Source organism: Acinetobacter boissieri, assembly GCF_900096955.1.
Classification (GTDB): domain Bacteria; phylum Pseudomonadota; class Gammaproteobacteria; order Pseudomonadales; family Moraxellaceae; genus Acinetobacter; species Acinetobacter boissieri.
The window spans coordinates 22,314-37,568 of record NZ_FMYL01000009.1; the positions used below are offsets into that span (position 1 = coordinate 22,314).

The window sequence follows — 15,255 nt, forward strand, 5'->3', positions numbered from 1 at the left end:
GTTATCGCTCTCTCATACTTTCATCAACTTTGGTTTGTAATGGGCTTAACAGATACGAAATCACACGACGTTTGCCTGTTTTAATTTCTGCAGAAACATTCATCCCTGCATCTAATCGTACCTCTTTTCCATCAATATTTAGCTTGTCTCGATCAAGGGTAATAATGGCACTATAAACTAAGCCTAAATCCTTGTTTTCTACAGCATCAAAGCTCACGCTTTTTACTTTTCCTGTTAAATAGCCATAGCGAGTATATGGGAAAGATTCCACTTTAATCACAGCCTCTTGTCCAGCATGAATAAAACCAATATCTTTGTTCGGTACAATGGCTTCGACCTCTAGTTGGTCTTGTGGCACAATGGTCATCAGCGGTTGTGCAGCTGTAACCACGCCACCTAAAGTATGTGTAGCCAATTGTTGTACTGTGCCATCTACAGGCGACGTGATTTGCATAAACCCTTTACGTTGCTGACTTTTGAGTAACTCCGCACCCAGTTGTGGAATTTGTTCATTGGCTTGTCTGAGTTGATCAAAAGCCTCTCGTTTTAAGTTTTGGGTATTGAGGATTAGCTCATCTTCAGCTTGTCGAATGGCATGTTGTACTTGTTCAGCATTTTGTCTTTGACTCATCAAATCATTTTTAGCTTGTATGTATTTACTTTGTTGCTCTAATAAGTTGTGTTTTGCTAAAAAGTTTTGTGAAACCAGTTCTTGATAATCTGAAGTTCGTTGCTTTTCAATATCTGTCATAGCCACTAACTTTTGAATCTGTGCTTGAGTAGATGCACGTTCAGCCATGTGTTGCTCTTTTACAGAGATAAGCTGTTTATTCTTAGTGAACCATGCTTGGTATTGGTTAGAGACTAAATGTTCTGCTTGGATTTTTTCTTCTGTACTAATTGATGACAGTACTTGCTGAATGATGACGGAATCGTGAGGTTTAGCAACGGTTATAACTTTGTCTAAAGAGATATATTTTTGTTGATCAAGTGACTGTAAAAGCGCTTCTGCACGCCATTTAGCAATATAGGCGGCTTTTAACGCATCATGAGCACGCTGATAATCTGTATCAGAACCAACCCCTGCAAGTTGTAGTAACGTCTCGCCTTTTTTGACCACCTGTCCATCATGGACATTAATCTTTTCTACCACCGCAGTTTCTAAAGACTGTATGGTTTTACTGCGTCCACCTAGACTCGTTTTCCCTTGTGCTGTCGCAACAATATCGAGCTTACCAATCAGTGACCATATCAGTGTTAATAGTGCAAATAATATGATCAAGCGTGCGATCCATTTCGGGGCAGCAGACAATGGGGTTTCCGTCAGCTCTAAATGTGCAGGTAAAAACTCTCGCTCATCTTTATCACGCTTGGGTGGGTCAAGTTGGTCTCGAATCGCCCACACTTGTTTCCATATTTTAATATATCTTTGAATAAAATCTTTAAAGGCTTCTTTATACATAACGCATACCTAAGATGACTGTAGATCAAATAGGTATTTGTAATACCCTTGTTTTTGCAGTAATTCTGCATGTGAACCGTGCTCAACAATTTGCCCTTTATCCATGGCCACAATACGATGACAACCACGTACAGTAGATAATCGATGGGCAATAATAATCACTGTTCGACCTTGGCAAATGGCACGCATATTTTTCATAATGGCGTGTTCAGACTCATAATCGAGGGCACTAGTGGCTTCATCTAAAATAAGAATACGTGGGTTTACCACCAAGGCTCTGGCAATCGCGATACGCTGACGTTGTCCACCTGAAAGACCTGAACCTTGCTCTCCTACCACCGTGTCATAACCTTCGGAAAGTTCTGAAATAAACTCATGTGCACCTGCCAGCTGTGCCGCTCGAATCACACGTTCAAGTGACATACCGGGGTCACTTAAAGCAATGTTTTCTCGAACACTACAATTCATTAAAATATTTTCTTGCAGAACAACCCCAATTTGTCGACGTAGCCATGCAGGGTCAGCTAATGCTAAATCATTACCATCAATTAAAACTCGCCCACTTTCTGGCACATATAAACACTGAATAAGACGTGTAATGGTGCTTTTTCCTGAACCTGACCGACCAACAAGGCCTAATACTTCACCGGCACGTATATCTAAAGAAAAGCCTCTTAAAACTTCAGGTGCATCTGGGCGATAGCGAAAAGAGATTCGTTCAAATTGAATTTTTCCTTTAATTTCAGGCAATGCCATACGACTGGTTGGGTTTTCAGTCGGTGTATTTAAAATATCTCCCAAACGTGCAACAGAAATTCCCACTTGTTGAAAGTCTTGCCACAGTTGAGCCAAGCGAATTACAGGTGCGGCGACTTGTCCTGCAAGCATATTAAAAGCAATCAATTGACCGACCGTTAAATCACTTGAAATAACCAGTTTGGCACCGAACCACAATGTTGCGACCGTAACGAGCTTTTGAATCAGTTGTATCCCTTGTTGCCCAATGGTGGCTAAACGAGTCACCCTAAACCCTGCAGCAACATATGCTGCAAGTTGTTGATCCCATCGACGAGTCATTTGTGGTTCAACCGCCATCGACTTAATGGTACTAATTGTTGTCACTGACTCCACTAAGAAAGACTGACTGTCGGCATTTCTTGCAAATTTTTCATTCAAACGAGTACGTAAAATTGGACTAATACTGGCAGACCACAGTGCATATAAAGGTAAAGAAGCCAATACAATTAATGTCAGCCAGCCACTGTAGTACCACATCACCGCCAAAAAATGGACAACTCACAAATAAACACAGCACTCACGAGCGAGATATCGTCCTTGATCAACGCCAGCGCCTCGGTGATTTCGAAGGTGATACAGTGATTAGCCATCATAAAGGGTATTTTAACACCTGTAGAGCGTAAGAGCTTATATGTACGTATAGGTAGGTGGAACAAGAGGTTCAACAAATACGATCAACCACTGTATAAACAGACTAAAAATAAGCCATGCAAATAGTGTCACATTTGATAATGGAAAAGAATTTACTCAACATCAAAGGATTAGTGAACAGGGCATAGAGACTTATTTTGCAGAGCCATATCGACCAAATCAGCGTGCAAGAAATGAAAATACCAATGGTTTAATTCGCCAGTATCTGCCAAAATCATCTTCATTTGAGCATGTGACACAGGCAGATATTCAAGACATCGAAGACACTTTGAACTGTCGTCCTCGTAAGAGTTTAGGATGGCGAACCCCAAGTGAAGTCATGGCTGGTTTTAATACCGTTGCACTTGCTGCTTGAATCCGCCATTACAAAGATCTGAGTCATATAAATACACATCATCCTATCTATCATTCCTTGTAGTACAGAAATAGGTACAGATAGCGAATTATTTAGATAAGGCTCTTTTCTATATAAAAAATTGTCTAGGCATTTAGCTAGGATCAGTATAACAGGAAGACTAGATTAAAGATTTTTGTGATTTAATAATTTTTATATTTGAGTATAGATAAAGATGTATTCACGTTATTTACAACGTACTTGAAATATTAAAAGCTCTCCTCCGCCAAAAAAATGCAAGTTAAATTGAAAGTGCCTCTCGCTAAATCAGAGATATTATGTATGCCAACCAAAAGAATTAAATCACTTTTAGCAGGCATACATTTCAATTAATGCTCAATAAAAGTTAAAATATCTGCATTAATAATGTCATGGTTAATTGTTGGCATACCATGAGATAAGCCTTCGTAAATTTTTAATACACTATTTTTTACTAAATCATGTGCTAAAACACTAGAGGTTTTATATGGCACGACTTGATCTGCATCACCATGCATAATCAAACATGGCAAATCAATACCTTTTAAATCATTTGTAAAGTCAGTTTGAGAGAAAGCAACGATCCCATCGTATTGTGCTTTAGCACCACCCATCATTGCTTGTCGCCACCAATTTTGGATCACAGCTTCATCTGTTGTTTCTGGTGCAGTGTTGTATCCATAAAATGGGCCTGAAGGTAACTCTTTAAAGAAGTGTGCTCTATTTGTTGCAAGTTGCACCTGAAAGCCATCAAACGTTTCTTTAGGTAACCCATTAGGGTTAGCTTCTGTTTGAACCATTAAAGGTGGAACCGCCCCAATAAGTACAATTTTAGCTGTTTTTTCTGGCCCATGTTTTGCTACGTAGCGAACGATTTGTCCACCACCTGCTGAGTGACCAACATGTATAACATTTTCAAGATTCAATTCACTTACAATGTGAGCAACATCATCTGCGTAGTGATCCATGTCATGACCTGTATCAATTTGGCTCGATCTTCCATGCCCTCGACGGTCTGATGCAATCACTCGGTAGCCTTTATTTAGAAAAAAAAGTAGTTGATTGTCCCAATCATCTGCACTTAAAGGCCATCCGTGATGGAAGAAAATCGCTTGAGCATCTTTTCTTCCCCAATCTTTGTAAAATAATTCAAGTTCATCATTTCTTTTAATGTATGGCATTTTAAATTTACCTATAAAGTTAAATAAGTTGTTGTGGTTTTGACTATTAATTTGAGTGATTCAAATTATTTTTTACGTTCAATTATCTAGTAAATAAGCAAACATCAGTTTAGATATAAAAAGTGAAACAGCGAGCTTCTCTTTCTTTTGACATCTGCCTAATACAAATAACCAAATTTAATTATCCACCGACCATCATGCCACCGTTAGGGTGAATAGTTTGACCAGTAATATAAGAGGAGTCGCTACTTGCTAAATACACAAACGTAGGTCCGAGCTCATACGGTTGAGCACAGCGACCCATTGGAGCACCTTCGCCGTAGTTTTCGACAAGTTTTGGATCTGTTTGGCCTAGTGTTGCTGGCTGTAGAGGGGTCCAAACTGGCCCAGGTGCAACCGCATTTACGCGAATGCCCTTTTCAAGTAATTGATTGGATAATGCTCTTGTAAACATAATTTGAGCACCTTTTGTTGTCGAATAATCAACAAGATTGCCCGGACACAAATAACCGTTCACTGAAGACACGTTAATAATGGTGTCGCCTTCACTAAAGTGAGGTAAAACTGCTTTACTTAAATAGAACATTGAATGTACATTGGCATCAAACGTATCTAGCCATTGCTCATCACTAAGTGTTGATAGATCTTCATTAATCCATTGTTTGCCTGCATTATTTACTAATATATTTATTTTTTTAAAATCTGTAACGACGGTCTTCACCAAAGTTTGACACTCTGAACTGTGGCGTAAATCAACTGGATAAATTCGACAAATACCACCTTCATTTTCTACCCAAGTTTTTACCCACTCAGCATCTACCCTTTCCATTTCACAGTCTTTTAAATAAGTGATTGCAACTTCAGCGCCTTCTTTTACAAAATATAAAGCGGCTGCACGGCCTATACCACTATCGCCACCTGTAATTAAAGCAACTTTTCCTAATAACTTTTTAGAACCGATGTAGTCTTTTGTTATAAATTCTGCTTGAGGTTTAAGCTGTGCATCACTACCAGGATATTCTTGTCTCTGTGCGGGAATTTTAAATTTATTAGCCACGGTATAACCCTTTTATTGTATATAAAGATATACAGTAAATTGAAAATAGATTAGTGAATGCACTAAATTTGTTGCAAATATTAAGTTTATGTAATGAATGTGTAGATTTACGTGTCTTATATCAAAAGTAAAAAACAGATTTATAAAACCAATAATTTTATTAAATATAAAAAATTTAAATGACGATTGTACGTCCATTTTTTATCTATTCATGATGATTCAAGCCTGTGTTTTGACTCTATCCGTAATAATTTCCTTTATAGCCTAAATGTCTTTTAAATAACCCCTACTTATGGTTAAAGTGTGTGCTTCTAAAAAACTTACTTCATCTAAATGATGGGTCACATAAATCATCGGTAAATTGGTTTGAATTTTAATTGTTTTAAAAAAAGGTAAAATTTGATTCTTTAGCCGTGTATCCAAACCTGTAAGGGGTTCATCGAGCAATAATAAATCGGGCGAAGAAAGCAATGCTCTGCCAATAGATACCCTTTGGGCTTCCCCGCCAGACAATTGGTTCACTTTGCGCTTGAGTAAATGATCAAGTTCCAATAATTCAACAACATGATTCAACTCAAATTTTCTTTGTGATTTTTCTACCAATTTTTCAGCATACTTCAAATTTTGTAATACATTTAAATGTGGAAATAAAAGTGGGTTTTGAAAAATAAGTGCAATACGCCTTTGATAAGTTGGTATATTTATGCCTTGCTGATGATGAAACAATATTCGATTTCTAAACGAAATTTCACCATATTCAGGTGTCAACACCCCCACAATATTTTTTAATACCGTACTTTTCCCACTGCCTGAAGCACCCACAATTGCCAAAACTTGATCAGTCATTTCAAATTGTGCATGTATATTAAACTGATTATAATGAAACTGAAAATTGCACTTCAACATTTTATGCTCCCAATTTGCGTTGATACTTTTGCACAATAAAGTAATTTGCAGTCAGTGCTAGAAATGCTAACAGTAACGATAAAACTACCAAACGTATGGCCATCACATCACCATCTGGTTGTTGAAGCAGTGAGTAAATGGCAATAGGTAACGTGCGTGTTTCATCTGGAATATTACCCACAAAAGTAATGGTTGCGCCAAACTCACCAAGACTACGACTAAAGCCCAAAATACTCCCCACCATTATACCAGGCAGTGCCAAAGGCAGACTGATACTAAAAAAAACCTTTAACGGTGATGCGCCCAAACTCGATGCAACCTGTTCAAGCTGTTGATTCATATACTGAAAAGACAGTCTAATTGGTTGTACCATAAGTGGAAAGGCAACCACCATCGACGCAAGTACAGCCCCTTTCCAATCAAAGGCTAAGCGAATGCCAAAATGGTATAAGTATTTGCCCAACACCCCTTGTGTACCAAATACCACAAGAAGCAAATAACCCAAAACCACTGGTGGGAGTACCATGGGCAACTGTAATAATGCTTCAACAAAAAACTTCAGACGAAACTCATATCGAGCTAGGCACCAAGCAACCACTATCGCAATGGGTAAACACATAAAAGTCGCAAAACATGCCACTTTCGCTGATAAATAGACTGCACTTAGTGCTTCTGGACTCAACATTGCTATTTTACTGAGTAAAATATAAAGCCATACTTTTCAAACACCACACGTGCTTGTGGGTCACTTTTTATAAATTGAAATACCTTTTGCGCATCTTTATTATTTTCCCCTTGCTTTGTCATCGCGACAGGATAACTGATTGGCGCATGCGAACTTTCAGGAAATACACCTAATATTTTCACTTTTGTACTAATCAGCGCATCTGTTTTATATACAATGCCCACATCACATTCGCCACGCTCTACAAAAGTCAGTGCTGCACGCACATCATCTGTACCAACAATACGGCCATTTAATGTATTTAACCAATTAAGTTTAATTAAACTTTGTTTTGCATATTTCCCTACAGGTACCGACTCCATTTGACCTGTACATAAATGACCACGAAAAGACTGTGAAAAATTAAACTGCGGTATGGCTTTAAAGGTCATTTTTGATGCTATTGGCGCAATCACCACAAGCTGATTCATTAATAACGTTTTTACCTGACTAGTGTCTACTTTTTGCTTTTTTACTAAATAGTCCATCCAGTCTTGGTCTGCCGAGAAAAAAATATCACTCGGTGCACCAGCTTCAACTTGTTTTGCGAGTGTTGATGATGCGGCATAAGCTGGCACAATTTTCGTCTCAGAATGTTTTTTTTCATATAAACTAGATATTTCATTGATGGCATTGGTTAAACTTGCAGCTGCATAAATTCGAACGGGATCTGCATTTACAGTCATACACAAAGCCAATGTCATACTGCCAAGAATTATTTTTTTCATTTTATTATCTCTCACTGAATTAATAAAATTTTGACCATTTCCCCACTCAAATACGTCTGGTTTGCTTCAAGATAAACCAAACAATTTGCTTGCATCAAATTACTTAACATATGCGATTGTTGCTTTTTTAAACCATAAACACGTAAAACAGCATCTTCAGACTGTACATGCATTCGTAAAAAACGTGAACGAAGGTCTGATTTTTGGGCTTGATCAAGCCTTGCAGTGTACCAAGTCAATGCGTTACGATGGCCTTGTAAAGCAGCAATTAATGTTTTCACATAAATAAACAAGCCGACATAAACTGCAGCAGGATTACCCGGTAAACCCAGTAAATAGCAACGTTTTTTCTCACTTTTATCTAGCGTAGCAAAAAACATTGGTTTACCCGGCTTTTGTTTTACCTTCCAAAACACTTGTTCAAAGCCCAAATTTAACGTTGCCGGTCGAATAAAATCATAATCTCCAACCGATACGCCGCCTGTTGTAATAATCAGATCATACGTTTGACTGAGCTCTTGAATCAGTTGTTGTACTTCTTGCAGTGTGTCTTTCACATAGAAATGATCTGCATGCTGTCCAACACTGTGTAACCAATTCATGATCAACGGCGTATTTGCATCAAAAACTCTGCCTTCAGTTAAAGTAGCATTACTCTCAACATCAGATATTTCATCACCAGAAACCACAACTGCAATACGTGGGGATTGATAAACGGTAATCTCTTTTACACCAGCCATACATAGCGCAGCAATGGCACCCACGGTCAAGTGTTGGCCTTGAGCTGCCAATGTTTGACCATGACCAACTTCTTCACCTAAATAACGAATATCTGTATTTAACTCAACTGCACGATCTACACAGATTATGGCATCTGCCATATCACTGACATACTCTTGCCTGACAACTGTGGTTGTACCTTGTGGGATTTGAGCACCTGTAAAAATACGAACTGCCTGCCCAGATTTTAAATGGACTGTTGTTGGATCTCCTGCTTTCATCTCTCCAATACACTCAAATGTTTGATTCTGCCAAAGAGTTTCATGGCTACATACGGCGTAACCATCAACTGCACTTTGGTCAAACAAAGGCAAAGCATACGGCGCATGTACGTCTTTCGCCACATAATGCCCCAATGCATCAGACACTTTTATTATTTGAGTAGGCAAAATACGTGCTTGCTCAATCAATAGATTTAAGGCCTGATCTACCGCTAATAATCCAAGTTCGGCACCACAACCGGACATTACTCATACCCTCCACGGTGAGGTATATTTTTTTGCACGTCAAATAAATGAATTAATGCAGGTAAAATAGCAAGCAAAGACTCTTTAGCCCCTTGCCGACTGCCCGGTAAAGTCACCACAACACTCTGCTCGATATACCCTGCTACACCACGACTTAATGCAGCATACGGCGTTCTTTTTTGGCCAAAACTTCGTGCCGCCTCCATAAGGCCGGGTATTTCTCGTTTGAGTAATGGTTGAATGGTTTCAACGGTTAAATCTTTGGGGCCAAGCCCTGTGCCGCCTACTGTTAAAATCAGTGGATAATGATTTTTTTGTTGTTCAATCAATGCCAGTAATTGCTGTGGGTCATCGGGAATCACTTGATATAACACCTGAGTGAAATTTGCTTCATTTAATATATCTAAAACATGTTTACCTGCCGTATCTGGCTTTTTTCCCATCGCTACGGTGTCTGATAAAACAATTACAGATGCAGTAATACTGTCTGTTAAAAAACGACTATAGTGCGATTTACCACCTTTTTTCTGTACCAATTTGCATTGATCTAAACTTAAATCTTCAGGGTCGCAATGCGGTTTTAACATGTCATATAAAGTTAGCCCTGCTAAACTTGCAGCGGTCAGTGCCTCCATTTCAACCCCTGTTGGGCCAATGGTTTCTACTTGTGCAATAATTTTGACGGCGCTGTCTAACAATTCAAATTCAACATCTGCTTGGTAAATAGGTAATGGATGACACAACGGAATCAATTCATCTGTCCGTTTAGCAGCCAATATACCCGCAATACGTGCAGTTTTTAGTGCATCGCCTTTCTCTGTCTGCCCTATACGCAATAATTCAATACAATGTGGTGGAGCATGTAAAATTGCATGTGCAATCGCAATGCGGTAACTTTCGGCTTTCATGCCAACATTTTTCATTCCATGCTTCCTCTTTTTTAATCAATGTCTCTATTTTAATGTTCAATAACACTAAACACTCATCGATGCATATGTGATGAATCGTCTTTTCGAATACAGCACCCTGCGACATATTGATGTGTACCATCACGATAAAACTCTTCTTTCCAAATCGGAACTTCGTGTTTTACTCGCTCCACCGCCTCTTCACAGGCTTGAAATGCTTCACGGCGATGTGCTGCATACGCCATTGCAATAATGGCTTTTTCACCAACTTCTAGTCGGCCAATACGATGAATCACCCGTACATACGGCACAGCATATTTTTCACTGACTTCTATTTCAATCTGTCGAATCATTTTTTCGGCAATTGGTGTATATGAGGTGTATTGCAATGCGTCTACATCTCGCCCTAAATGGTGATTTCGCACTGTACCAATAAAGACACCTATCCCACCACATTCAGGAAAATGAGCAATATCATCAAACACATCTTGTTCAAGTGGCAACGTATGAATACGTTGAAATTGATTTAATTCCAAAGGATTAGCCTCCTGCAACAGGAGAAAGTAAAACTAAAGCACTGTCTGCATGAAGCAAAGTTTGGCGTGACACCATCTGATCGCCAATTGCACATGCGCATTGTTCTAACAAAAGTCTGCTGTTTGAGTGCGCTACGGCAATTTTTTGTAAAACATGCCCCACGTCACTGCCTTCATCACATATCACATGTAATGTTGACGGTAAGACTGTTTTAATCATGCCATAGCTTTCAATCATGACTGTTATTGTTGCCATGTTACCCTCCCATCATATGCATACTAATTCTTCCAGACTTTTGTTGCTTTTGTGCTTGAATGGCTGAAAAGCCCAATGCTTTTGACCAAATTACGTCAGTGAGTTGCTGTTCTAAGTCTTGATATGTTGCGTCTTTATCACCTATTAAATGATCTAACAAAAGTTTGATATTTAAACCCTCTTGTGCAAATAAACAGGTATAAAAATCGCCTTGAGCCGTTAAACGTAAGCGATCACATTGATGACAAAATGAATGACTAATCGTTGAAATAATACCAATCGTTGTATGATCGACCCGATATAGACGCGCAGGATTATTGCCTTGTTCCAGCGCATCAATCTGCTTAAATACCGTTGCCAGCTCATTTAAAATGTCTTGTTCTGTTACGACATCTGTCGCTGACCATTTTTGATCACCATCTAATGGCATAAACTCAATAAATCGCAATTCAATCTCTTGCTTTATGGCCCAATGCGTCAATGGTACAATTTGATTGTCATTACAGTGTTTAATCAGCACACAATTGACTTTCACCTTTAAGCCCACCAATTGCGCTTGAGCAATACCTGCCAATACAGGCTGTAAATGCTTTTGTGTCAGCTGTTGAAACTGTGCTTCATCTAAACTGTCTAAACTGACATTTAAATCATCTAAACCTGCTTGTTTTAAGTCCAAAGCATATTTTGTTAAATAATGCCCATTGGTGGTCATAGAAATACGCTTTAATCCCAATGGTTTTAACTGCTGTAGCTGTGCAATAAAATGAACAATGCCTTGGCGCATGAGAGGCTCGCCACCAGTAATACGTATTTGCTCTATACCACGCTGTACCATAAATTGACAAAATTGATATAACGCCTCAAAACTCAACAGTGTGTGTTTTTCTGCCCATTTCGGATGTTCAGGCATGCAATAACTACATTTAAAGTTACAACGGTCTGTTACAGAAATTCTTAACTTCCGTTTTTGGCGACCATATTGATCAATAAACGCTGTATTGTCTGCCAGCTGTATTGCAGTACTCATTCACACCCTCGATCTATATTTAAGCATTTAACTTAAATCACGTGCTTGCCGATACTGCTGTAACTCATCTATTGAGTTAATACTATGAAACATGCTCATCTCGTGCTTAAACACGATTTTTTCTGCACCTAGATGCTTAAAACATTGTTTTAGCGAATATTGACCTAACCTCAGTTGCTGGGTTAACACAGCTAGACTTTCACGATTCATTACACAAAATGGATATAACGGATCATAATTTACCTCTATATATACCACCTGTGCAGAAGCCGATTGCTTTAATTTTTCATGCAAAATGCTCACCACATTGGGTGGGATATACGTCACATCACAAGGAATAAACACAATATAATCAGATTCGACATAAGACCATGCTGTTTTCATGCCCATAAGCGGGCCTAAAAACCCGTCATCATGGTCTGGGAAAAACCCTATATTTGGAATTAAACGCCGATACAATGTCAAATCTCGATGGCTATTTACCCAAACTTTATTTACCCCATGAGCCACATGCTGATAAATCTTAACCAATTGAACTTTATCCTCAAAGGTTTGTAAGAGTTTATTTACACCTGACATGCGCCGTGCCTGTCCGCCCGCCAAAATTACCACATCTGTTGCTGGGTAATTGCTCATGTAAAATCCTCCTGCTGACAGGCTTTAATGAGCCCTCTAATTTCAGGTAAACATGACCCACAGTTTCCGCCTGCTCTTAAACACGCCGTGACTTCTTTTTCGTCAGTGATTTTTTTCGCTTGAATGGTGTCTATAATGCGTTGTTTTCCCACTTTAAAACAACTACACACCAGCGGGCCTTCAGACGATGCCATAGACATGGCTTGCCCTGCTAAGAGTGCTTTGCGATGCATTGCACCTAAGCGCTGTCGTTGAAATAAACTACTTAACCAATGTCGATCAGGCAATTGCTCTTGCTTGGCAATATATAGTGTCGCCACTAATTTTCCTGCATGTAACACCACGGTATGGCTTACTTGCGCAGAAGCATCATCGACATTTAACCACTCAAACGATTCATCTTGAAAATCTAAGTAAACTTTTAACGCTCGAACAATATGCTGTAATGGTCTACGATCAGCCAACTCATAACGTATGGCAGGCGTAGCAGGTATTTTCACCCACCATGTCACACTCTGTATGAATTGCTGTATGTGTACTTGATACTGGGCATCGACATATAACGTGCCATACCATTCAGATTGAAAATGCTGAAGCAAAACAGGCGTATGTTTAAATTCAGGCTCGCCAGAAATCTGATCTACTACAGGGTTTACCACCTGACCAATACGTGCATCAGATGCAAATTGATCATTCCAATGAATGGGTGCAAAAACCTGACCACGGCGTATATTGGCACTAATTTTCACACGTAAAACACACTGCCCCCATGCAGATTGAATTTTTACTAAGCCTTCATGACGTAAGCCGTATTTTAATGCATCTTGTGCATGTATTTCGCAGTAAGGCTCACTCAAATGATGGGTTAAATTAGCAGATAACCCTGTTCTGGTCATGGTATGCCACTGATCTCTCACACGGCCTGTATTTAAAATGAGTGGATAGCGCTCACTCACCTGATGTACTGGGTCAACTACAGGGGTTGCAATAAATTTGGCACGTCCATTTTTATGGCTAAACTGACCTGCTTGACCATATAACTGCTGCACACTGTTGTGCGATAAATGTGCTGAAACAGGCCATTGTATTGGCTGTAAATTGTTGTACGCTGTTGCGCTTAGATCTGTTAAACCTGCTAAGTTCAAATAACGAAAGTATTCAGAACGCTGCGTTTGATGATACTCAGTATTTTTATATGCAGTGAGCTTGGCATGCTCTAAAAATATTTCATGACTATCTTTAAAGTCAAACCCTGAAAAACCCATTCGCTGTGCCACTTGGCAAATAGCCCACCAGTCAGCTTTTGCTTGCTCTGGCGCAGGTAAAAATGCACGCTGTCTAGAAATTCGACGCTCAGAGTTGGTGACTGTGCCATCTTTTTCTCCCCAACCCAGCGCAGGTAGCAATACATCTGCATAAGCTGTGGTGTCGGTATTTTGAGAAATATCTGACACCACAACAAACTCACATGCCTCAAGCGCACGCTGTACTTGAGTTGCATCTGGCAAACTCACTACAGGATTGGTGGCCATAATCCATATAGCTTTAATTTCACCACGCTCAACGGCTTGAAATAAATCAACAGCTTTTAAACCTGCACGACGTGCAATATGTGGACTTTGCCAAAACGCTTGTACTAAAGTTTGATGTGAAGCATTGTCTAAATCTAAATGAGCCGCCAACATATTAGACAAGCCACCCACTTCTCTGCCCCCCATTGCATTGGGTTGACCGGTCATGGAAAAAGGCGCTGCACCCAGCTTACCTATTTTTCCAGTGAGCAAATGGCAATTAATAATACTATTGGCTTTATTAACCCCTTGTGAAGACTGGTTTACCCCCATAGAAAATAAAGTCATTACTTTTTCAGTGCGGGCAAATGCTTCATAAAATTGCGTTAAACGCTCAATGGAAATCCCTGTTTTTTGTGCAACTGTAGCAAGATCCGACTCAGACATACTGGCCTGCAATGCTGCTTGTAAATCATCTGTATAAGCTTGAACAAACGCACTGTCTTCATAACCATGAGCCACCAAATACTGCAATAATCCATTAAACAGGCAAACATCTTGACCGGGTAAAATCGGTAAATGTAAATCTGCACTTTCACAGGTTGCGGTAAATCGTGGATCAATCACCACCACAAAAATCTGACGCTGTTGTTTGGCCTGCATCATGCGCTGAAACAAAATGGGATGACACCATGCTGTGTTTGACCCCACCAATACCACCATGTCTGTGTGTTCAAAGTCTGTATAACTCGCAGGAACAATATCTTCACCAAAACTGCGTTTATGTGCTGCAACGGCAGATGACATACATAAACGTGAGTTGGTATCAATATTGGCTGTACCCAAATAGCCCTTCACAAATTTATTCACCACATAGTAGTCTTCTGTCAGCAGCTGACCAGACACATAAAATGCAACACTCTCTGGGCCATATTGTTCAATACATGTTTTGAATTTCTCCGCCACACGCTGTATAGCATGGGACCATGTACTTACTTTTCTGTATTCCCCACGCCCAACTTGAGGATGAAGTAAACGCTGACTTAAACCCACCGTATCAGCCAAATGACTGCCTTTAATACATAGTTTACCCAAGTTTGCCGGGTGATTTGGGTCGCCTTTTACAGTCAACTGTAAACCAGACGCATCTTCTACAACACGTGCAGTGACACCACAGCCCACACCACAATAAGGGCATGTGGTTTGGGTTGTCGTCACTTTTTGTTGTAAATCAACCACTGGAATAGATGTCAT

The 15,255-nt window shown here is 39.5% G+C and carries 14 protein-coding genes and 1 pseudogene; 1 reads left to right on the forward strand and 14 read right to left on the reverse strand.

The window, feature by feature from the left end:
- Position 1: 1 nt before the first annotated feature.
- Both BLS38_RS09930 and BLS38_RS09935 read right to left on the reverse strand, forming a co-directional pair.
- The gene (locus tag BLS38_RS09930; RefSeq protein WP_092749147.1) at positions 2-1,462 is read right to left on the reverse strand and encodes an HlyD family type I secretion periplasmic adaptor subunit; all 1,461 of its coding nucleotides are present in this window, start codon (positions 1,460-1,462) and stop codon (positions 2-4) included.
- Positions 1,463-1,471: 9 nt separating this feature from the next.
- Entirely contained in the window at positions 1,472-2,737 is a 1,266-nt protein-coding gene (locus BLS38_RS09935) for a type I secretion system permease/ATPase (RefSeq protein WP_213030513.1), read from the reverse strand.
- A gap of 8 nt (positions 2,738-2,745) precedes the next feature.
- Between BLS38_RS09935 and BLS38_RS13210 the strand changes: the two are divergent.
- Positions 2,746-3,266, forward strand: a pseudogene (locus tag BLS38_RS13210) (IS30 family transposase); the annotation flags it as partial.
- 368 nt (positions 3,267-3,634) lie between these two features.
- Here BLS38_RS13210 and BLS38_RS09940 read toward each other — a convergent pair.
- From BLS38_RS09940 to BLS38_RS09995, 12 genes are all read right to left on the reverse strand, one after another.
- Positions 3,635-4,465 (reverse strand): alpha/beta fold hydrolase, encoded by an 831-nt coding sequence (locus BLS38_RS09940; RefSeq protein ID WP_092749149.1) that lies wholly within the window; start codon positions 4,463-4,465, stop codon positions 3,635-3,637.
- A 181-nt stretch (positions 4,466-4,646) separates the two neighbouring features.
- Positions 4,647-5,522, reverse strand: a complete 876-nt coding sequence (locus BLS38_RS09945; RefSeq protein ID WP_092749151.1) for an SDR family oxidoreductase — start codon at positions 5,520-5,522, stop codon at positions 4,647-4,649.
- 264 nt (positions 5,523-5,786) lie between these two features.
- Positions 5,787-6,428 (reverse strand): ATP-binding cassette domain-containing protein, encoded by a 642-nt coding sequence (locus BLS38_RS09950; RefSeq protein ID WP_092749153.1) that lies wholly within the window; start codon positions 6,426-6,428, stop codon positions 5,787-5,789.
- Position 6,429: 1 nt separating this feature from the next.
- Positions 6,430-7,113 carry a molybdate ABC transporter permease subunit gene (gene modB, locus BLS38_RS09955; RefSeq protein ID WP_092749155.1) on the reverse strand — a complete coding sequence of 228 codons (684 nt, stop codon included), beginning with the start codon at positions 7,111-7,113 and terminating at the stop codon, positions 6,430-6,432.
- 2 nt (positions 7,114-7,115) lie between these two features.
- Positions 7,116-7,880, reverse strand: coding sequence for a molybdate ABC transporter substrate-binding protein (gene modA, locus BLS38_RS09960; RefSeq protein WP_092749318.1), 765 nt, complete (start codon positions 7,878-7,880; stop codon positions 7,116-7,118).
- Positions 7,881-7,891: 11 nt separating this feature from the next.
- Positions 7,892-9,127, reverse strand: a complete 1,236-nt coding sequence (locus BLS38_RS09965) for a molybdopterin molybdotransferase MoeA (RefSeq protein WP_092749157.1) — start codon at positions 9,125-9,127, stop codon at positions 7,892-7,894.
- The gene (moaCB, locus tag BLS38_RS09970; RefSeq protein ID WP_092749159.1) at positions 9,127-10,050 is read right to left on the reverse strand and encodes a bifunctional molybdenum cofactor biosynthesis protein MoaC/MoaB; all 924 of its coding nucleotides are present in this window, start codon (positions 10,048-10,050) and stop codon (positions 9,127-9,129) included. The genes BLS38_RS09965 and moaCB overlap by 1 nt, the downstream gene beginning before the upstream one ends.
- A 59-nt stretch (positions 10,051-10,109) precedes the next feature.
- A complete protein-coding gene (locus BLS38_RS09975) occupies positions 10,110-10,571 on the reverse strand; it encodes a molybdenum cofactor biosynthesis protein MoaE (RefSeq protein ID WP_092749161.1) in 462 nt (153 codons plus the stop codon).
- Between the two features lie 4 nt (positions 10,572-10,575).
- Positions 10,576-10,827 (reverse strand): MoaD/ThiS family protein, encoded by a 252-nt coding sequence (locus tag BLS38_RS09980; protein ID WP_092749163.1) that lies wholly within the window; start codon positions 10,825-10,827, stop codon positions 10,576-10,578.
- 1 nt (position 10,828) lies between these two features.
- Entirely contained in the window at positions 10,829-11,854 is a 1,026-nt protein-coding gene (moaA, locus tag BLS38_RS09985) for a GTP 3',8-cyclase MoaA (protein WP_092749165.1), read from the reverse strand.
- A gap of 27 nt (positions 11,855-11,881) precedes the next feature.
- The gene (gene mobA, locus BLS38_RS09990) at positions 11,882-12,490 is read right to left on the reverse strand and encodes a molybdenum cofactor guanylyltransferase (RefSeq protein WP_092749167.1); all 609 of its coding nucleotides are present in this window, start codon (positions 12,488-12,490) and stop codon (positions 11,882-11,884) included.
- Positions 12,487-15,255 (reverse strand): nitrate reductase, encoded by a 2,769-nt coding sequence (locus BLS38_RS09995; protein WP_092749169.1) that lies wholly within the window; start codon positions 15,253-15,255, stop codon positions 12,487-12,489. Before BLS38_RS09995 ends, mobA begins: the two co-directional genes overlap by 4 nt.